Source organism: Acidovorax sp. GW821-FHT11A03, from assembly GCF_058809075.1.
The window spans coordinates 213,199-232,953 of sequence record NZ_JBXASG010000009.1 but is presented as its reverse complement, the minus strand read 5'-3'; the positions used below and the strand labels follow the sequence as shown (position 1 = coordinate 232,953).

Genomic DNA, 19,755 nt, shown 5'->3' with positions numbered 1-19,755 from the left:
AGCGGCCTGAGATCTTCAAACAGTGTCAACCGACTGTGCGAGGCCCGCACTGCGCCCGATAATCGGCCCCCATGCGTGGGCCGTTCTTTTCTATCCTGTGGATGTCGTCCTGTGCGCTGCTGTGCGCCGTGCTCGCGGGCTGCGCGGGCAACGCGCCCACGCAGCGCGGCGAGGTCAAGGGCGCATCCGCCGCGCCCGGTGAGCTGGCCCAGTCCGACATGAACCGCCTGGCCACGCTGGCCATGCAGGAGAACCTGGAGGGCTTGTTCCGCCTCATGGACAAGCTCTACCGCCGCAACCCCGCCGAATGGCGCAAGACCAGCACCACCAGCCGCGAGCACGCCGCCGAGCAGGTGCGCACGGCCATCCTGCAGCGCCAGCCCTGGGCGCCACTGCAGGGGCGTCGTGACATCGCCGCGATGGGCTTTGCGCTGGCGCCGGAGTTTGCGGGAGACCGCGTGGCGGCGTTCATCCATGCGACGGCCGACATGATCATCACGGCCCATGGCGGCAAGACCGAGTTCTTCTTGCTCGACGGTGTGGATGCCCAGCACCTCTACAACGCCGCGCGCAATGTGGAAAGCGCCGTGTGGCTGCTGGCCCAGCGCCGCAATGCCCAGGGCCAGCCGCTGCTGCTGGCCGACGAAATCGGGCCCCAGGGCCGCAACCTGAGCTTCGAGCGCGAGTTCGGCAAGGTCATCGCGCGGCTCGACCTGCTGGCCGCCCTGACCACCGAAAAGTACCGCCGCGCTGCCATCAGCTACGTGCAGGGCATCGTGGGCGGGACTTTCCTGCAGTTTCTGCCGGTGCGTTAAGGGCGATTCGACCGCGTCCAGCGCGGGACGCGCCGTCAGCGCGCGCCGACGCGCATGAACGTTCCAGATGGAAACGTGGCGTTACACTTTGGCCACCCTTCCACTCCAAATCGGGACTTCACCATGCGCCAACGTGCATTGCTGTGGCTCACTGCGTTCTTGTTGGCCATGGTGGCCGCGACCGCAGCGCATGCCCAAGACGCGGACCTTTCCATCACAAAGACCGATGGAGTGACCACGGCCACGCCGGGCGGATCGGTGACCTACACCATCACCGCCAGCAATGCAGGGCCGGACCCCGCCGTCGGTGCCACGGTGGCGGACACTTTTCCGGCCGTGCTCACCGGCACCTGGACCTGCGTGGGCGCGGGCGGCGGAACCTGCACGGCGGCGGGCAGCGGCAACATCAACGATGGCGTCAATCTGCCCGCGGGCGGCTCGGTGACTTACACGGTGAGCGCCGTGATCAATGCGTCTGCGACGGGCACGCTGACCAACACCGCGACGGTGACGTCTGCCGTGAACGACCCCAACCCAGCCAACAACAGCGCCACCGACTCCGACACGCTCACGCCACAGGCGGATCTGTCCATCACCAAGACCGATGGCGTGACCACGGCCGTTCCGGGCGGATCGGTGACGTACACCATCACCGCCAGCAACGCGGGGCCGTCCAATGCGTCGGGGGCCGCGGTGCTCGATACCTTCCCTGCCGCGCTCACCGGCACCTGGACCTGCGTCGGCGCGGGCGGAGGCACCTGCACGGCGGCGGGCAGCGGCAACATCAACGACATCGTCAACCTGCCCGCGGGGGGATCGGTCACCTACACGGTGAGCGCCACGATCAGCGGTTCGGCGACCGGAACGCTGGTCAACACGGCGACGGTGACAGCGCCGGGCGGGGTGACCGATCCCAACCCCGCCAACAACAGCGCCACCGACACCGACACCCTCGCGTCGCAAGCCGACCTGGCCATCACCAAGACGGATGGTGTGACCACGGCCGTTCCGGGCGGCTCGGTCACCTACACCATCACCGCCAGCAACGCCGGCCCATCGAACGCCGCAGGCGCGGGCGTGGTGGACACCTTCCCCGCCGCCCTCACGGGCACCTGGACCTGCGTCGGCGCGGGCGGAGGCACCTGCACGGCGGCGGGCAGCGGCAATATCAGCGACACCGTCAACCTGCCCGCGGGCGGCTCGGTGACCTACACCGTCAGCGCGACGGTGAGTGCGGCGGCCACGGGAACGCTGGTCAACACGGCGACGGTGACGGCGCCGGGCGGGGTGACCGACCCCAACCCGGCCAACAACAGCGCCACCGACACCGACACCGTCACGCCGCAGGCGGATCTGGCCATCACCAAGACGGACGGCGTGACCACGGCCACCCCGGGCGGCTCGGTGACCTACACCATCACCGCGAGCAATGCCGGGCCCTCCGGCGTCGCTGGGGCAACGGTGGCGGACACCCTGCCCGCGGTGCTGACCGGCACCTGGACCTGCGTGGGCGCGGGCGGCGGCACCTGCACGGCGGCGGGCAGTGGCAGCATCAACGACACCGTCAACCTGCCCGCGGGCGGATCGGTGACCTACACCGTCAGCGCCACGGTAGGCGCGTCGGCGACGGGGACACTGGTCAACACCGCGACCGTCGCGGCACCAGGTGGCGTGACCGACCCCAACCCCGGCAACAACAGCGCCACCGACACCGACACCATCGCGGCGGCCCCGAGCGCGATTCCGTCCCTGTCGGAATGGGCGCTGTGGCTGCTCGCCGGCCTGGTGCTGCTGGCCGCGCTGGGCCAGCGCCGCCAGATGCGCTGACCGCGGGCGGGCCAACTACAATCGGCCCCTGGTCCAAGGAGCGTTGCAGCGGCTTGCCGTGCCCTGGTGGGGCATGGCGGCTCGTCAGGCTTGGGCCGCGCATCCCTCAGTACATTGACAACGACGCTCACCTGAACCCCCTTGTGCCGCGCAGGTGAGCCTTATGTCAGATTTGTCCGTCCCCCCCATGAAGTTGTCCGGCCTGGAGCCTGTCTCCATTGGCGAGGGCACGCTGTTCGTCAACATCGGCGAGCGCACCAACGTCACCGGCTCCAAGGCGTTCGCGCGCATGATTTTGAACGGCCAGTACGAAGAGGCCCTGGCCGTGGCGCGCCAGCAGGTGGAGAACGGCGCCCAGGTCATCGACATCAACATGGACGAGGCCATGCTCGACAGCAAGGCCGCCATGGTGCGCTTTCTGCAGCTCATCGCGTCCGAGCCCGACATCGCGCGCGTGCCCATCATGGTGGACAGCTCCAAGTGGGAGGTGATCGAAGCCGGCCTGCGTTGCGTGCAAGGCAAGGGCATCGTCAACTCCATCTCCATGAAGGAGGGCGTGGACAAGTTCAAGCACGAGGCGCGCCTGGTGCGCCGCTACGGCGCCGCTGCGGTGGTCATGGCGTTTGACGAAAAAGGCCAGGCCGACACCTACGAACGCAAGATCGAAATCTGCGAACGCGCCTACCGCATCCTGGTCGATGAAGTGGGCTTCCCGCCCGAAGACATCATCTTCGACCCCAACATCTTCGCCGTGGCCACCGGCATCGAAGAGCACAACAACTACGCCGTCGATTTCATCGAGGCCGTGCGCTGGATCAAGCAGAACCTGCCGGGCGCCAAGGTCTCGGGCGGCGTGTCGAACGTGTCGTTCAGCTTCCGGGGCAACGACCCCGTGCGCGAGGCCATCCACACCGTGTTCCTGTACCACGCCATCAAGGCGGGCATGGACATGGGCATCGTCAATGCCGGCATGGTGGGTGTGTATGACGACCTCGAGCCCGTGCTGCGCGAGCGCGTGGAAGACGTGGTGCTCAACCGCCGCCCCGACGCCGGCGAGCGCCTGGTCGAGATCGCCGAAACCGCCAAGAGCGGCGCCAAGGACGAGAGCAAGAAACTCGAATGGCGCGGCACGCCCGAGCACCCCAAGACCGTGGGCGAGCGCCTGTCGCATGCGCTGGTGCACGGCATCACCGACTTCATCACCGAGGACACCGAAGAGGCCTACCGCGAGATCCTGGCCAGGGGCGGCCGTCCGCTGCACGTGATCGAGGGCCCGCTCATGGACGGCATGAACGTGGTGGGCGATTTGTTCGGCGCCGGCAAGATGTTCCTGCCCCAGGTGGTGAAAAGCGCGCGCGTGATGAAGTCCGCCGTGGCCCACCTGATTCCGTACATCGAGGAAGAAAAGCGCCAGGACGAACTGGCAGGGCGCGACGTGCGCAGCAAGGGCAAGATCGTCATCGCCACCGTCAAGGGCGACGTGCACGACATCGGCAAGAACATCGTCACCGTCGTGCTCCAGTGCAACAACTTCGAGGTGGTGAACATGGGCGTGATGGTGCCCTGCCACGAGATCCTGGCGCGCGCCAAGGTCGAGGGCGCCGACATCGTGGGCCTGTCGGGCCTGATCACCCCCAGCCTGGAAGAAATGCAGTACGTCGCGGGCGAGATGCAGAAGGACGAGCACTTCCGCATCAAGAAGATCCCGCTGCTCATCGGCGGCGCCACCACCAGCCGCGTGCACACCGCCGTGAAGATCGCGCCGCACTACGAAGGCCCCGTGGTCTACGTTCCCGATGCCTCGCGCAGCGTCAGCGTGGCGCAGAGCCTGCTGGGCGACGGCGTGCAGAACTACGTGGACGAGCTGAATGCCGACTACGACAAGGTGCGCATCCAGCACGCCAACAAGAAGGCCACGCCCCTGTGGCCCCTGGCCAAGATCCGCGCGAACAAGACACCCGTGGACTGGTCCGCCTACCAGCCCGCCGTGCCACGTGCGCTGGGCCGCCGCGTGTTCAAGAACTTCGACCTGGCCGAGCTGGCCAGGTACATCGACTGGGGCCCGTTCTTCCAGACCTGGGACCTGGCCGGCCCGTACCCCGCCATCCTCACCGATGAGGTGGTGGGCGTGGAGGCCACGCGCGTGTTTGCCGATGGCCAGGCCATGCTGAAAAAGATCATCGAAGGCCGGTGGCTCACGGCCAGCGGCGTGATGGCGCTGCTGCCCGCCAACAGCGTGAACGACGACGACATCGAGTTCTACACCGACGACACCCGCACCGAGGTCGCCATGACCTGGTACGGCCTGCGCCAGCAAGCGGAAAAGCACACCATCGACGGCGTGACCCGCCCCAGCCGCTGCCTGGCCGACTTCGTGGCGCCCAAGGAAAGCGGCATTGCCGACTACGCCGGCATGTTCGCCGTGACGGCGGGCCTGGGGATCGAGAAGAAGGAAAAGGCCTTCATCGATGCGCTGGACGACTACTCCGCCATCCTGTTCAAGAGCCTGGCCGACCGCCTGGCCGAAGCCTTTGCCGAAGCCCTGCACCACCGCGTGCGCACCGACCTGTGGGGCTATGCCGCCGGCGAGGCGCTGAGCAACGACGACATGATCGCCGAGAAGTACCGCGGCATCCGCCCCGCGCCCGGCTACCCCGCCTGCCCCGACCACAGCGCCAAGAGCGAGCTGTTCCGTGTGCTGCAGTGCGAAGACATCGGCATGACCCTCACCGAAAGCCTGGCCATGATGCCGGCGGCCAGCGTGAGCGGCTTCTACATCGGTCATCCGGATGCCGTGTACTTCAACGTCGGCAAGATCGGTGAAGACCAGTTGCACGACATGGCGCAGCGCCGCAGGATGGATGAGAAGGTGCTGGAGCGGTTGCTGGCGCCGAATCTGTGATGCTATTGATTTTATAGCCTCTGGCGCTTGATGGATAAGCGCCAGGGGCTGATTTGATCGAATGGACAGAAAGGCCCCGCACGCGGGGCCTTTCTGTTGGTGGCTTTGCCGGAAAGCGCTTCGCAAGCCATGGGCCTGCCTCCAGACCGGCGCGCCTGCGCCATGCCTGGCGCGTGTTTTCGGCAGTGGGAACCCTACTTCAGGAGGGATGCTATTTGCCAGGGCGCAGCATGTAATCAGCCACGATTGGGACAAGCTCGGTGCGGCGCTGCCGCTGCACTTTTCACAGGACAGTGGCTCCCGCCGTGGGCCGCGCAGGGCCCGCCCAAGCACAAGACAAAGAACTGTGTAGGGGCGATGCCAATGCTGCGTTTCCATGGATTTCCGGAGGGGCTCCATCATGCGGCCCTGCGCCTGCTGGCTTGCGCGGCGCTGCTGGCGGGTTTGCTGCAGCCTGGCATGGCCAGCGCCGCGCACACCTCGCTCATCTGCCCGGCCAAGGGTGGTGGGGTCACGCAAGGCGGCACGGTCACCATCGACGTGACCGACTGCACGCCAGGTATTGGCTGGGCGGGCACCGGTCCGGTGGACGGGCCGGCGTTGCCTGTGCATGGCAGTGCCAACCTGCGCATCACCGGACCGAACTGGGTCCTGGACTACAGCCACAATGGCAACAGCGCCACCAGCGACTACTTCGAGTTCACCGACGCATCGGGCAACGCCACTGCGCAAAGCGTCGTGGGCGTGACGGTCACCATCCATCCCTCGTCGTCTCCCATTGCGGTCGCACCCGCAACATTGCCCGCCCTGACGGCGGGCACGCCGTTTTCGCAGGCCCTCAGCGCCAGCGGCGGCACGGCGCCATACACCTACACGCTGCAAGGCGGCGCGCTGCCCCCGGGCCTCGGCCTGGCCGGTTCGGGCGCCATCACCGGCACGCCCACCCGGCGCGGGGGCTACACCTTCAGCGTGCGCTCCACCGACCATGGCGGCCTGTTCGTGGACAAGGGCTACACCGGCACGGTGGGCAACCCGAGCCTGGCGCTGGCCACCCCCACGGGAACGGCGGTGCAGGGCCAGCCCTTCTCGCAAGCACTGGCCACCACGGGCGGTGTGTCGCCCTACAGCTATCTGCTGGAGACGGGCAGCTTCCCGGCGGGCATCAGCATCTCCGGCGCGGGCGTGGTCAGCGGCACCACGGCGGCGTCCCTGGGCAGCTACCCGGTGACCTTGCGGGTCACGGACGCCAGCACGGGGCCTGGGAGCTATTTCGAGCTGGAGAACTACACGCTGGTGGTCAGCCAGCAGCCCGTGCTGTCCATCAACGACGTGGCGGCCAGCGAAGGCAATGCGGGCATGGCCCATTTCAGTTTCACGGTCAGTCTCAGCGCGCCCGCCGGGCCGGGCGGCGTCACCTTCGACATCGCCACGGCCAATGGCACGGCCACCGCGGGGGCCGACTACGTGGCGCACAGCCTCGCGGGCCAGGCCATACCCGCAGGCAGCAGCACCTACCCCTTCGTGGTGCAGGTGCCGGGCAATGCGCTCTTCCAGCCGGACAGAACGTTTTGGGTGAATGTGACCAATCTGGTGAATGCCGTGGCGGGCGACGCGCAGGGCCAGGGCACTATCGTCAACGACGACGCGGCCCCCAGCCTGTCGATCAACGATGTGACCGTGGTGGAGGGCCACGGCGGTACCACCGGCGCCGTCTTCACCGTGTCCCTGAGCGCGCCGAGTGGCTTCACCACCAGCGTCAACTACGCCACGGCCAACGGCACGGCCACGCAGCCCGGCGACTACACCGCCACCAGCGGCACGCTGACTTTCACGCCAGGGCAAACCTTGCTCACCGTCACGGTGCCCGTGGTCGGCGACACCACGCCCGAGGCCCACGAGACCTTCTTCGTCCACCTGAGCGGCGCCGTCAACGCCACCATCGCCGACAACCAGGGCCTGGGCACCATCACCAACGACGATGTGCCTGTGGCCGTCGGCCCCGGCACCCTGCCAGTCGGCACGGTGGCGGCGGCCTACAGCCAGACCCTGGCGGGGAGCGGTGGCGCAGGCCCTTATGCATTCGCGGTGACGGCGGGCGCGCTGCCCACGGGGCTGGCCTTGTCCACCGGCGGGCTGCTCGGCGGCATGCCCACGGCGGGCGGTGCGTTCAATTTCACGGTCACCGCCACCGACAGCAGCGCCTTTCCGGGGCCGTATGCGGGCTCGCAGGCCTATACCCTGGCCATTGCCAGCCCCACGGTGTCGCTGGCCCCCGCCACCGTGCCGGGCGGCACGCGCACCGTGGCCTACAGCACTCCGCTCGCGGCATCGGGCGGCACGGCGCCGTACACCCATGCCGTCACGGCCGGGGCGTTGCCAGGCGGGCTGCTGCTCAGCGCGGGTGGCGTGCTGTCGGGCACGCCCACGGCCACGGGGTCCTTCAACTTCAGCGTGACCGCCACCGACAGCAGCACCGGCACCGGCCCCTACACCGCCACGCGCGCCTACACGCTGGTGGTGGCCGATGCGGCGCCGGTGGCCAGCCACTCGGCGCACACGGTGGCCTATGGCTCCAGCGGCAACGCCGTGCCGCTGAGCCTCTCCGGCGGGGCGGCCACATCGCTGGCCCTCACCACACCGGCCGCGCACGGCACGGCGATGGTCAGTGGCACCACCCTCCAGTACACGCCCACGCCGGGCTATGCGGGCAGTGACAGTCTTGCCTATACCGCCACCAACACCTCCGGCACATCGTCGCCCGCCACCGTCACGCTGACCGTGAGCCCGCCCACCCTGGTGGTCAGCCCCAACAGCGCGCAGACCGCCACGGTGGGCAGCGCCTACACCCGCACCTTCACCTGGAGCGGCGGCGCCGCGCCCTACACGGGCCTGCAGGTGCAGAACCTGCCCGCGGGCCTGTCGGTCACGGCCACCACGGCCGACAGCGCCACGGTGTCGGGCACGCCCTCGGTGGCCGGTGCGTTCAACCTCCACCTCACCGCCACCGACAGCAGCACCGGCGCCGGCCCGTTCAACGGCGCGCAGGCCGTGGCGCTCACGGTGGGAGCCCCCACCGTCACCCTGGCGCCCGCCACGCTGCCCGCTGCCGGCGCGTACAGCGCCTACAGCCAGGCCCTCGCGGCGGCCGGTGGGCTGGCCCCGCACAGCTATGCCGTGAGCACCGGCGCCTTGCCCCCGGGCCTGGCGCTGAGCACGGCTGGCGTGCTGGCCGGTACCGTGGGCGCACCGGGCACCTACCATTTCACCGTCACGGCCACCGACGCCAGCGGGGCGGCCTATACAGGCAGCCAGGCCTACACGCTGCAGGTGGCGCTGGCGCAGACCTACAGCGGCCCGTCCCCCACGGGCTCGGGCACCATCACGGCCAGCTTTGGCGGCGGCGGTGCGGGGTGCGTGTTCGCCAGCGCGCAGTTCATCCCGCCGTCGGGCCACGCGTCCAGCCCGCCCGCCCACAGCGCCCCGGCGGGGGTGCAGTTTCCGCACGGGCTGTTTGACTTCGCCACCACGGGCTGCACGCCGGGCAGCACGCTGCAGTTCACCATCACCTACCCCGGCGCGCTGCCGGCCCACACCCAGTACTGGAAGTACGGCCCCACGCCGGCCAGCCCGCCCAACGCGGCGCCACGCTGGTACACCCTGCCCGCCAGGGTGGCGGGCGCGGTGGCGACCTTCTCCATCACCGACGGCGCCCTGGGGGATGATGACCTGGCCGCAAACGGCGCCATCGTGGACGCGGGTGGCGCGGGCTTCGGGCTGGCCGCCACGGCCGTGCCGCTGGGCGACGGGCTGATCTGGTGGCTGGCCCTGGGTCTGCTGGCCGTGGCCGCAGGCCAGCGCCGCCGGGGCGCGGGGTAATGTGCGGTTGATATGAAAATCATAGCTGCCAGCGCTTTCGGGATAAGCGCTGGGGCCCCATTTCATTCAAAGATTGCAGCCATCCGCTCCCTGCAAGATTCAGCCGCCCTGGCCTTGCGGCAGCCGGGCAATCACCTTGATCTCGAACTGAAACCCATACAGCCAGGTCACGCCAATGCCCGTCAGCGTGGGGTGGGGCGCCACGCCCCAGAACTCGGGCACGATGCTCCACACCGCTTCAAAGTTCGCCTCGGGGTTGACGACAAACATCGTCACGTCCACCACATCGTCAAAGGTGCAGCCCGCCGCCTGCAGCACCGCGTCCAGGTTGGTGAACGCCCGCCGCACCTGCGCCTTCAGGTCGGGCTCGGGCGAGCCATCCTCGCGGCTGCCCACCTGGCCCGACACGAACAGAAAACCGTTGGACCGCACCGCCGGCGAATAGCGGTTGCGCTCGTACAGCGCCTGGCGACCGGCCGGAAACACCACATCACGTTGGGCCATGAAAAAACTCCTTCGGTAGGGCCGGCAAGCCGCCCCGTGTTGACGATGAAGGCACTGTAGAAGCGCGGGGCCGGCCGATAAACAGGCAAGCCTGTCCATCACTGTTCTTAGAATCCAAACAATCGCGGGCCGCACCAGGCCCATTGCAGCGCGGCACGGGCTCGGCCCGCGCACCCCACGGGCCCCCCTGAGGCGGCCGCACCGGAGCATCCCCATGGACCGTTTTGACGCAATGCAGGCCTTCGCGCGGGTGGTGGAAACCGGCAGCTTCACCAAGGCGGCGGCAACCCTGCACATGAGCAAGACCACGGTGACCCAGCTGGTGCAGCAACTGGAGGCACGCCTGCGGGTCCGGCTGTTCAACCGCACCACGCGCAAGGTCCATGTCACCGCCGATGGCGCCGCCTACTACGAGCGCGTGGTGCGCCTGCTGGCCGACCTGGACGACGCCGAGACCAGCCTCTCCACCGCCGCCGCCGCGCCCCGGGGCCGCCTGCGGGTGGATGTGCCCAGCCCCCTGGCCCGGCTCGTCCTCGTCCCCGCGCTGCCCGCGTTCCACGCGCGGTATCCCGACATCCAGCTCGACATGGGCGTGAGCGACCGCCGCGTGGACATGCTGGGCGAGAACGTGGACTGCGTGGTGCGCGGCGGCACCCTCACCGACCAGTCCCTCATCGCCCGCCAGGTGGGCGAGCTCGCACTGCGCGTGTTTGCCGCTCCCAGCTACCTGCGGCACGCGGGCGTGCCCGCGCACCCGGGGGAGCTGGAGGACTCGCACCACCGCATCGTGGGTTTCCTGTGGGCGCGCACCGGCAAGCCGATTCCCTATGCCATGCGCCGCGGCGGCGAGAGCATCCACGTGCAGGGCCGCTACGTGTGCGCGATGGACGACGGCAATGCCTATCTGGCCGCAGGGCTGGCCGGCATGGGGGTGCTGTGGCTGCCCAGCTACATGGCGCGGCCGCACGCGGCCAGCGGCGAGCTGGTGCCATTGTTTGAAGGCTGGACGATGGACCCCATGCCCCTGTACGTGGCCTACCCGCCCAACCGCCATGTGAGCGCCAAGGTCCGGGTGTTCATTGACTGGGTGGTGGAGCTGATGGCGCTGCATGCACCGCTGAGGGCTGCGCGGCAGGGCTGAAAGGCGCCGGGGCGGTGTAGGCTCGCGGCCTGCCGCCGCCCTTCATGCGCGGTGCCCGGAATATCCGGGCCCGGCGTGCTGGCGGCCCGGCATGATTCGCGGCGGCGGATTTTGGGGCTATGCTATATTCAATTGGTAACTATTTGTGCCGCCAATGGATTCCGATTTCGACTGGTAATGTCTTGCCGGCGCAAAGGGAGCTCAATATTGCCTGGGTATATGATTTTCCTGATCTCCCTGCTGTTGATTATCTGGTCTTCCCTGCGCTGGGCCTCATGCCTTGCCCGTTCTCCGGCCGACGGTTTCTGGATTTGCATTGCCAGCGCGATGCTTCAGGTGGGTGCCCTAGCGAGCCTGACTTCATTGCTGCACCAGTTGAATCCCATGGGCTGGATACTGGTTCAGGTCGTTATGTGCGCGGCCACCCTGCAGCTGACGAAGGGCGTGGGCCGGCCCACGTTTCGTGGTTTCCTGGAAGCCTGGAAGGGGTTGGGCGACAGGCTGAAGGCATTTTCCGCTGAGCTTTCATCGTGGGGTGTGATCGCCCTGGTGGCCATTTGCGGAATCATTTTCATGTCGCTGGTAATGCAGGCCCTGGCGCCGATCCAGAATTTCGACGACAGGATGTACCACGCTTCGCGGGTCATTTACTGGATTCAGCACCAGACGGTATTCCCGTTCGAGACGCACAATATCCGGCAGACCATGATTCCGTTCGGGAGCGAGCTGTTTTTCTTGTGGCCGGTGCTGTTGACCAAAACCGAGGCGTGGGGCCGCGTTGTCTTCTGGCTCGCGTTTCCATTGGCGGCGGTGGGCCAGTATTTTCTATTGCGTGCGCTGAAGCTGGGCCAGACAGTGGCCTTGGTGGGTGTGCTGATCCTGGTCTCGACGCCGCTCGTGGCATCCAGTGCGGTGGGCCTCAAGCCGGAAATCTGGTCCATCGTCACCCTGTTGGGGCTGGCCTACTGGGTGGTGTGCCTTTGCTCCCGGCCCGATGGATCGAGGGTCCCTTACTTCTTTCTGGGGGTGTTCACGGTATTGAGCATCAACGTCCGGTCGTTTCCCGTGGCGATGATTCCCAGCTTGCTGCTGATCGTGTGGTGGACGCCCGGCCAGATTGCGCGCCCCGCGCGATTCAAGGCGCTGGCAGGGGGATGGGTGTGCGCGGGCCTGCTCAGTGCGGTGCTCGTCCCCCTCGCATTCAACACGGCCCTCTACCACCACCCGTTGGGGCCGCAGGAAGTCCGGCGCGTCGTCCAGGCGGATGTCACGCCCCAGGTGATCTATACGCACGCCGTCCGTTTCGTGTTCCTGCTGCTGGAGTTGCCGGACGTGCCGGCCTCGGGTGAAGTGCGGACCCGCCTTGGCAGCGCGGCCAACCAGGTCATTCATGCCATCGGGGCTGGCGCGCCCCTGGCCAGCGAAAGCAGCGGCCCCTGGCCGGGCAAGTACGTGTATGCGCTGCCGGAGCATTCCACGCGGTTTTCACTGTGGGGGCTGCTATGGATTCCCGTGCTGCTGGTGGCCGTGCCGCGGTTGATCCGCAACGTGGTGGCAACCTGGCCAAAGGCGGGGCTGACCGCGATTTCGGCGCTGACGCTGATGGCGGTCCCCTTGCTGGGCGCAGTTCTTTTCGGTGCGCGGTGGATGGCCCAGTCCGATGTGCCGGGGCGGTTTCTCATCGGGCCTTATGCACTGTGGCTGCCTGTCGGCATCGCCTTGATCGTGCCGTACCTTTCCGCGAGGAAAACCGCCCAGGCGCTCATCGCGATGGTGGTCGCGTACTGCGCATACCAGCCCATGAGAGCGCTGGCCTACGATGCCGTGCAGGCGATCGCCGTGCCGGCCTCCGAAAAGCTGCTCAACGAACCTTTTGAAGAGATTGTCGGACCCCTCATGCCGGCTGGCGCCCGCATTCTTTTCGTGGGGCACCAGGACGCTCGCGACTATCCGCTTTTCTCTCCGGCCACAGGCTATTCCAACGCGGTGATTCCTTGGGGCACGGGGCCCTTCGATCCGGCAAGAATGGGCCGCCTGATCGCATCGGAAAAGGTAACCCACGTCCTGGTCCAGAACGATGAACAGGTATTCTTCGAATGGTTTCCGGCCCTCGATACGCGCGAGATGGTGACGTGGCTGGCCGCGCAGGCCGGACTGAAGGCGGTGCCCCTCAAGACGCCCCGCATGCGGCTGTTCGAAGTGAGCGGCACCGCATTGGCGAATGAGAAACCCTTCCAGACCACGGAGGCCCCCGCCGCCGCCCCCTTGATCAGGATCGCCGACACCCTCAAGGCCAAGGTAGGGATCGATCCGACCTTGCTGGAGACCCCCTGGCCCATTGAAAACCTCGGCGGCCGGGAGGCCGGATTCCTGTGGATGGGACAGGGGCATGCCGAGGGCATCGAGTTCGGGCTGTGGTCGCGGGAGGAGCGCGATGTGGACATCCGGTTCGACGTATCTCCCGGCCACGGCCTGACGGCGCCCGACCGCAGAACCCTGGTGCTGCATGACGGTGTGCCCGCCGGCGGCGAGCACATCTTCCGGGGAAAGACGTCCCTGGTGGTGCGCACCCGTCTCCATGCGGGGCGGAACATCATCAGCTTCTTTGCCGTGGATGCCGCCACGATCAATCCGCTGCCAAACGGGGATACGCGGAACCTGGTCGTCGGCCTGCACGAGATTCGCGTCGAATCGGCGCCCGTGGCGGCACCCGGCGCCGCGGCACGCTCCGCTTCGCCCGGCCCGGAGAGCCACGGCCCCGGCCACACCCGCCAGGGCGGGCTTGCCCACAGCGCACGCCAGGCGGTGGGCCTGATCAGCCGCAGGCAGCAGGTCGATGGCTATTGGCTCACCGCGTACACCGGCGAAGAGCGTTTCGAGGCGCCCAGGCTGGAAATGAATACCTACGTCACCTCGATGATGATCGATGTTCTGGGTTCGAAGGGCGTCCCGGCGGGGCTTGGAGGGAGCCTGGAGCGGGCGCGTGCGCATCTGCGCAGCCAGATCGAGGCCAGCGGACTCGTTCGCTACCATGGCAGGCCCGACGGCCGCGCCATGACCACGCACGGGCTGTGCCCCATCACGCCGGATTCCGACGATACGGCCCTGGCATGGCGTCTCGCCCCCGGTGCCGATGCGCTGCGACCGGCCGCCCTGGCGGTGCTGGAGCAGTACCGCACCGCCGAAGGCCTGTACAAGACCTGGCTGGGGCAGCGCAATGACTACCGGTGCATTGACCCGGGCGCCGATCCGAATCCCACCGACGTGGCCATCCAGATGCATGTGCTCATGTGGCTGTCGCAGGCCGACCCGCCCGCGGCCCGGTCGTTGTGCGGCGCGCTGGGCCAGGCCGTCGATCAGGATCGCCTCTGGGTGTACTACCGCAGGGCGCCGCTGGTGCCCGTCATGCGGCAGGCCGATATGAAGGCCGCGGGCTGCGCGTTGCAGCTGCCGCCATCGCGTCTGCAAACGGCGATCCCCGGACAGGCCATCTGGCTGGACGCCGGCCACCTGCTGCAGCGGCTGGAGGAGGGGGGCACGGACAAGGCGCCCACGCCGGCCGAGGTCCGCCCATTGCTGGAGGCACTGTCGAAGGATGGCTTCTCGCCGGTGAAGCTGAACCCGCCCTTGCTGTACCACAACGATCTGACCGCGTCGGTACGACGGTTCTACTGGTCTGAAGACGTGGGTTATGCCATCTGGCTCAAGCTGTACCAGGAAAGCGTGCGCCTGGGACTGCTGGGGACCCATGACAACGACCGCGATGCAGCCGGCGGCGGCCAGGCTGTTCTGAAAACACCATGATGGACCGCCCACGAGGAGCCCGGTGGGTTCTGCGCCTGCTGTCGTGCATCCGGTTCGACGAAGTCCTGGTCCTGCAGGGCGCGCCCTTGCTGGGCGCCGTCTTTGCAATGAGCAGCTTCACGGTCCAGGGCGCGGCGGCGCTGCTGCTGCTGGCCGCGGGAAACGCCTTTCTGGTGGCCCATGTCTTTTTGCTCAACGACTGGTCCGGGGTCCAGCAGGATCTCCGGGATCCGTCCAGATCCGCGGGCGTGTTCCTGAACCGGGGCATCCACCGCCATGAGATCGGCGCCCTGCTGCTGCTGCTGCTCGTGCTGGGCCTGATGGCCTTCGGTATCCTGGGCCCGGCGACGCTCGGCCTCGGGCTGATGATCGCCGTCGCGAGTGCGCTGTACTCCATCCCCCATGTCCACATGAAGGGCGTCCCGCTCGCCAATTCGTTTCTTCATGTGTTCAGTGGGGTGCTGCATTTTCTCCTGGGCTATTCGGTATTCCAGGTTCCCGATGCCAGGGGCGTGGAGATCGGATTGTTCTTCGCCACGATATTCAGCGCGGGACACCTGACCCAGGAGGTTCGCGATTGCGCGGCGGACTTGCGCAATGGCATTCAGACCAATGCCGTGAAATTCGGCGAGAAGCGAAGCTTCCTCACCGGCTTCGCGCTTTTCACGTTCGCCAATGTTCTGCTGATCGTGCTGGCCCTGAGGGGCACCATCCCCCAGGGACTGGCGCTGGTCGCGGCGTTCTACCCGCTGCATGGCTATTGGACGCTGCAGGCGATGCGCGAAGGCCTCACGTTCGAGAGTGTGCGCAGGCTCCAGGTGCGCTACCGCGCGCTGTATGCGTGCATCGGAGTGGCCATGGTCCTGTCCGTCTTCCTGGCGTGAAGCACGCATGCAGGCTGCCGCCCTTCCAGGACATCGGGCGGGTGCCGTCTGTGCTTGGATCCGCGCGCGGGCATCATGGCCCCCGGATCACATCGTCACCACCATCCAAGCCACGTGCCTACAGAAATAGATTCAGCCATGCAAAGCATGCCCTCCTCGGCGAAGCTGACGGTCATCATTCCCTGCTTCAATGAGAAAAAAACCATCCGCAGCATCATCGATGCGGTGCGCGCCGCGCCTTATCCCTCCAAGGAAATCATCGTCATCGATGATTTTTCCACCGATGGAACCCGGGAGATCCTTGCGAACGAACTGGCCGGCAAGATCGACAGGATCGTTCTTCACCCGTCCAACCAGGGCAAGGGCGCGGCGCTCAGGTCTGGAATCCAACTTGCCACGGGCGATATCGTGGTCATCCAGGATGCGGATCTTGAATACGATCCGCAGGAATATTCGATATTGATCGATCCCATCCTGTCGAACAAGGCCGACGTGGTCTTCAGCTCCCGCTTCATCGGTGGAAACTGCCATCGCGTCCTTTATTTCTGGCACCGCGTAGGCAATGGCTTCTTGACACTGGTTTCCAATGTATTCACCAACCTGAATCTGACGGACATGGAGTCCTGCTACAAGGCCTTCCGGCGCGAAATAATCCAGTCCATCCACATCGAGGAAAACCGGTTCGGGTTCGAGCCGGAGATTGTGGCCAAGGTGTCGAAATTGCGGTGCCGCATATATGAAGTCGGTATTTCCTACTTCGGCAGAACCTACGAAGAGGGAAAGAAGATCGGATGGAAAGACGGCGTTCGCGCCCTTTACTGCATAGTGAAGTACAACCTTTTCAGGTAAGTCAGTTTCTGGCTGGATTGGCCCGGGTTGAATCGCCTTGCCGGCAAGCCCCGGCAAGCCCCGGCGAGGGTGGCACGGGGCATCGGAAACCCCACCCCCCTCTAGGGCAGCAGGCCGTCGGCTGGTGGGGGTGACTCCCTGGCGCTGGCCGCCGCCATCTCCAGCTGCATCATGATCATGTTGACCAGCGTGTGCACCGTGGGGCGGCCGGTCTCGATCACGAAGTGGGCCGTTTCGCGGTACAGGCCGTCGCGGTGCGCGTACAGCTCGCGCAGCTTGTCCATGGGGTTGCCCACCTGCAGCAGTGGCCGGGTCTTGTCGTGCTTGACGCGGCGGTAGATCTCTTCGGGCGAGGCGCGCAGGTACAGCACGTTGCCGAAGCGGCGCAGCACCTCCCGGTTGGCCGGGCGCAGCACGGCGCCGCCACCGGTGGAGAGCACCATGCCGCCAGGCTCCTGCGCCACCTCGGCCAGGACCTGGGACTCGACATCGCGAAAGCGCGCTTCGCCTTCCGCTTCGAAAAAGCTGCGGATGGTGGTGCCGAGGGTCTGCTCCAGCCGGTGGTCCAGGTCGACGAATGGAACACCCGCCCGGTGGGCGAGTTGCCGGCCGATGGTGGATTTGCCCGAGCCGGGCATACCGACCAGTGCACAGCGAATCTGCATAAATTTCCTGTTGTTATGGCTGCCCAACTGGACGCAGAGTGTAAGGCGGCGGGCGCTCAGAGCGCGGCGTACACCAGGGCCGGATACAGCTCGCTCAGGTAGCGCAGTTGTCCCGGGGCCTGTGTGAGCAGGATGGCGAACAGGTCCTGCGCCGGGTCCACGAGGAAGAAGGTGCCGCCCAGTCCGCTCCAGCTGTAGTGCCCCGCCGAGCCGGGGCGCGTCGCCAGCCCGGTGGCCGTGCGCACCGCCACGCCCAGCCCGAATCCGTAGCCGGGGGGCAGCACGTCGCCGGCCGTGGGGATGCCGCCCAGGTGGTCCGCCGTCATGAAATCCACCGTGGCGCGGCTGGCCAGCCGCACGGGGCCGTCCGTGCCTTCCAGGGTGCCCCGGCCCAGCAGGAGCTGCAGGAAACGCGCGTAGTCCGCGGCGGTGGACACCAGCCCGCCCCCGGCGGATTCAAACGCGGGCGGGGCGGCCACGTCGATCAGCGCGACCTCGGTACCCGTCTGCGGGTCGCGCGCGAAGGGCTCGGCCAGCCGGTGCAGGTTCCGGGGAGGGACGCTAAAGCCCGTGTCGTGCATGCCCAGGGGCCCGAACACGCGGCGCTGCAGGATGGTGCCCAGGGGCGCGCCTTCCACCACCTCGAGCACGGCGCCCAGCACATCCGTGGCGCGGCTGTACTCCCAGCGGCTGCCGGGCGCATGCACCAGCGGCAGGGGGCCCAGCGCGGCCGCGAGACCGGCATTGGTGTGGCGGCGCGAACCAATGCGGGCAGCGCGGTACAGGTCGGGCACCGGGCCCGCCTCCCACGCGTAGCTGAGGCCGGCGGTGTGGCGCAGCAGGTCGTGCACGGTGGCCTCGCGCGGCGCGGGTGCCCGCTGGCCGGTGGCAGGGTCGTACACCTGCTGCCCGGCAAACGCGGGCAGGTAGTGCGACACGGGGTGTGCCAGCAGCAGGCGGCCTTCCTCCATGAGCATCAGTGCCACCAGCGAGGCAATCGGCTTGGTCATCGAGTAGATGCGAAAGAGCGTGTCGTGCTCCATGGCGGGGGCGTCCGCCCCGGGGCGCTGTGCGCCCACCGCCTGGTGCAGCACGGTGCGGCCCTGGTGGTGCACCAGCGCCACCGCGCCGGGCAGCACGCCCTGGTCCACATGGGCTTGAAGTACGTGGCACAGGCGTGCCAGGGGGGCTGGGTGCATGGGTTCCTCGAGACGGTGGTGGCAATGGGCCCCGTGCACGTTCCGCGTGTCGGAACGTCGCCGGTGGTGGACGGATTGTTTCAGTCTGTTGCGGCATCCCGCGGCGGCAAGTCGCGCAGATGACTGGCGCACCCGCCAATCGCTGGGTGATTACCCTGAAATGTTCTGCACAGCGGAATACGAGGTTGGGCATCCGGGGCTTCGTTATTAAGCTGGCCCGGCCTCGACCGCAAGGGGATCGCGCCGCTTCGGCGCATCGCGTGCGGCATGCGGGGCGGCTGGGCCGATGGCCGCAGCCTGTCTGCAAACCTACCAGGAGCACGACGATGGAGACACGCCCCCGCGGGGACGCCCCGAGCCCACGCCCCGAGGCCATGCCGCCCGCGCAGCACGGCCGCGCACCGCTCGCAGGGAGGGGTGGTTGATGGACCTGTTCCTGCAGCAAGTGCTCAACGGCCTCACGCTGGGCGGCATCTACAGCCTGGTGGCCCTGGGCCTCACGCTGGTGTACGGCATCCTGCACGTGCCCAATTTCGCCCATGGCGCGTTCTACATGGCCGGGGCGTTCGTGTCGTGGCACCTCATGGCGGCCTGGGGCTTCAACTACTGGGTGGCGATGGCGGGCTCGGCCCTTGCCGTGGCGCTGATCGGCGTGGTGTCGGAGCGGCTGGTGTTCCACCCGCTGCGCAATGCCTCGGGCCTGCATCCGATGATCGCGGCCATCGGGGTGCTGCTGTTCCTGGAGGCCGGCGCGCAGGCCCTGTGGGGCGCGGACTTCCACCGCATGCAGACGCCGTACACCGGCATCATCGACCTGGGCGGAGTCACGGCGCCGGTGCAGCGCCTGCTGATCATCGCGGCGGCCTTCGTGCTCATGGTGGTGCTGCACCTGTTCCTCAAGAAGACGGTGACGGGCTCGACCATCATCGCCATGGCGCAGAACCGCGATGGCGCGTCGCTGGTGGGCATCGACGCGAACCGCGTGGCCATGCTCACCTTCGCCATCTCGGGCGCGCTGGCCGCGGTGGCCGCCACGCTGTACGCGCCCATCAACCTCGTGTACCCGGCCATGGGGCACCTCGTGATCACCAAGGCCTTCGTGATCATCATCCTGGGGGGCATGGGCAGCGTGCCCGGCGCCATCATCGGGGGGCTCATCATCGGCTTTGCCGAGAGCTTCGGGGCGTTCTACATCTCCACCGACTACAAGGACATCATCGCCTTCGTGCTGCTCGTGGCCATCCTGTCGGTGCGTCCGCAGGGCCTGTTCACCAAGGGGGTGCGCTGAC

The 19,755-nt window shown here is 67.4% G+C and carries 12 protein-coding genes and 1 riboswitch; of the genes, 9 read left to right on the top strand and 3 right to left on the bottom strand.

Translation table 11 applies throughout. The features are described from left to right. Positions 1 to 101 precede the first annotated feature (101 nt). From AC1RVY_RS22375 to AC1RVY_RS22360, 4 genes are all read left to right on the top strand, one after another. A complete protein-coding gene (locus AC1RVY_RS22375; protein WP_370627742.1) occupies positions 102 to 815 on the top strand; it encodes a hypothetical protein in 714 nt (237 codons plus the stop codon). Positions 816 to 938: 123 nt separating this feature from the next. Continuing rightward, entirely contained in the window at positions 939 to 2,642 is a 1,704-nt protein-coding gene (locus AC1RVY_RS22370) for an IPTL-CTERM sorting domain-containing protein (protein WP_369641066.1), read from the top strand. Between the two features lie 29 nt (positions 2,643 to 2,671). After that, positions 2,672 to 2,778, top strand: a riboswitch (S-adenosyl-L-homocysteine riboswitch). A gap of 51 nt (positions 2,779 to 2,829) precedes the next feature. Continuing rightward, entirely contained in the window at positions 2,830 to 5,544 is a 2,715-nt protein-coding gene (gene metH / locus AC1RVY_RS22365) for a methionine synthase (RefSeq protein WP_492244773.1), read from the top strand. A 357-nt stretch (positions 5,545 to 5,901) separates the two neighbouring features. Beyond that, positions 5,902 to 9,420 (top strand): putative Ig domain-containing protein, encoded by a 3,519-nt coding sequence (locus AC1RVY_RS22360; protein ID WP_492808228.1) that lies wholly within the window; start codon positions 5,902 to 5,904, stop codon positions 9,418 to 9,420. A gap of 99 nt (positions 9,421 to 9,519) precedes the next feature. On the opposite strand, the gene AC1RVY_RS22355 is transcribed toward AC1RVY_RS22360, so the two are convergent. Continuing rightward, complete coding sequence (locus AC1RVY_RS22355; protein ID WP_492808226.1) at positions 9,520 to 9,924, bottom strand: RidA family protein; 405 nt, start codon at positions 9,922 to 9,924, stop codon at positions 9,520 to 9,522. A gap of 214 nt (positions 9,925 to 10,138) precedes the next feature. On the opposite strand from AC1RVY_RS22355, the gene AC1RVY_RS22350 reads away from it, so the two are divergent. The 4 genes from AC1RVY_RS22350 (at position 10,139) to AC1RVY_RS22335 (ending at position 16,602) form a co-directional block, all read left to right on the top strand. Beyond that, positions 10,139 to 11,065: a LysR family transcriptional regulator gene (locus AC1RVY_RS22350; RefSeq protein ID WP_492808224.1), complete on the top strand. Its 927-nt coding sequence runs from the start codon at positions 10,139 to 10,141 to the stop codon at positions 11,063 to 11,065. 219 nt (positions 11,066 to 11,284) lie between these two features. Then, the gene (locus AC1RVY_RS22345) at positions 11,285 to 14,869 is read left to right on the top strand and encodes a hypothetical protein (protein WP_492808222.1); all 3,585 of its coding nucleotides are present in this window, start codon (positions 11,285 to 11,287) and stop codon (positions 14,867 to 14,869) included. Continuing rightward, positions 14,869 to 15,753, top strand: coding sequence for a UbiA family prenyltransferase (locus AC1RVY_RS22340; RefSeq protein ID WP_492808220.1), 885 nt, complete (start codon positions 14,869 to 14,871; stop codon positions 15,751 to 15,753). Before AC1RVY_RS22345 ends, AC1RVY_RS22340 begins: the two co-directional genes overlap by 1 nt. 138 nt (positions 15,754 to 15,891) lie before the next feature. Then, positions 15,892 to 16,602 (top strand): glycosyltransferase family 2 protein, encoded by a 711-nt coding sequence (locus AC1RVY_RS22335; protein WP_492808218.1) that lies wholly within the window; start codon positions 15,892 to 15,894, stop codon positions 16,600 to 16,602. Positions 16,603 to 16,703: 101 nt separating this feature from the next. Here the strand turns inward: AC1RVY_RS22335 and AC1RVY_RS22330 are convergent, their stop codons facing one another. After that, positions 16,704 to 17,267: a shikimate kinase gene (locus AC1RVY_RS22330; protein WP_369641073.1), complete on the bottom strand. Its 564-nt coding sequence runs from the start codon at positions 17,265 to 17,267 to the stop codon at positions 16,704 to 16,706. A 56-nt stretch (positions 17,268 to 17,323) separates the two neighbouring features. Beyond that, positions 17,324 to 18,466 (bottom strand): serine hydrolase domain-containing protein, encoded by a 1,143-nt coding sequence (locus tag AC1RVY_RS22325; protein WP_492808215.1) that lies wholly within the window; start codon positions 18,464 to 18,466, stop codon positions 17,324 to 17,326. A gap of 424 nt (positions 18,467 to 18,890) precedes the next feature. Here AC1RVY_RS22325 and AC1RVY_RS22320 point away from each other — a divergent pair, with 424 nt between their 5' ends. Continuing rightward, positions 18,891 to 19,754, top strand: a complete 864-nt coding sequence (locus AC1RVY_RS22320) for a branched-chain amino acid ABC transporter permease (RefSeq protein WP_218296566.1) — start codon at positions 18,891 to 18,893, stop codon at positions 19,752 to 19,754. The last annotated feature ends 1 nt before the right edge of the window (position 19,755 follow it).

Coding starts and splice junctions, on each gene's coding strand:
- AC1RVY_RS22335 (WP_492808218.1), top strand. CDS start 15,892: ATGCAAAGCATGCCCTCCTCGGCGAAGCTGACGGTCATCATTCCCTGC.
- AC1RVY_RS22320 (WP_218296566.1), top strand. CDS start 18,891: ATGGACCTGTTCCTGCAGCAAGTGCTCAACGGCCTCACGCTGGGCGGC.
- AC1RVY_RS22345 (WP_492808222.1), top strand. CDS start 11,285: ATGATTTTCCTGATCTCCCTGCTGTTGATTATCTGGTCTTCCCTGCGC.
- AC1RVY_RS22330 (WP_369641073.1), bottom strand. CDS start 17,267: ATGCAGATTCGCTGTGCACTGGTCGGTATGCCCGGCTCGGGCAAATCC.
- AC1RVY_RS22360 (WP_492808228.1), top strand. CDS start 5,902: ATGCCAATGCTGCGTTTCCATGGATTTCCGGAGGGGCTCCATCATGCG.
- AC1RVY_RS22350 (WP_492808224.1), top strand. CDS start 10,139: ATGGACCGTTTTGACGCAATGCAGGCCTTCGCGCGGGTGGTGGAAACC.
- AC1RVY_RS22375 (WP_370627742.1), top strand. CDS start 102: ATGTCGTCCTGTGCGCTGCTGTGCGCCGTGCTCGCGGGCTGCGCGGGC.
- AC1RVY_RS22370 (WP_369641066.1), top strand. CDS start 939: ATGCGCCAACGTGCATTGCTGTGGCTCACTGCGTTCTTGTTGGCCATG.
- AC1RVY_RS22355 (WP_492808226.1), bottom strand. CDS start 9,924: ATGGCCCAACGTGATGTGGTGTTTCCGGCCGGTCGCCAGGCGCTGTAC.
- AC1RVY_RS22340 (WP_492808220.1), top strand. CDS start 14,869: ATGGACCGCCCACGAGGAGCCCGGTGGGTTCTGCGCCTGCTGTCGTGC.
- metH (WP_492244773.1), top strand. CDS start 2,830: ATGAAGTTGTCCGGCCTGGAGCCTGTCTCCATTGGCGAGGGCACGCTG.
- AC1RVY_RS22325 (WP_492808215.1), bottom strand. CDS start 18,466: ATGCACCCAGCCCCCCTGGCACGCCTGTGCCACGTACTTCAAGCCCAT.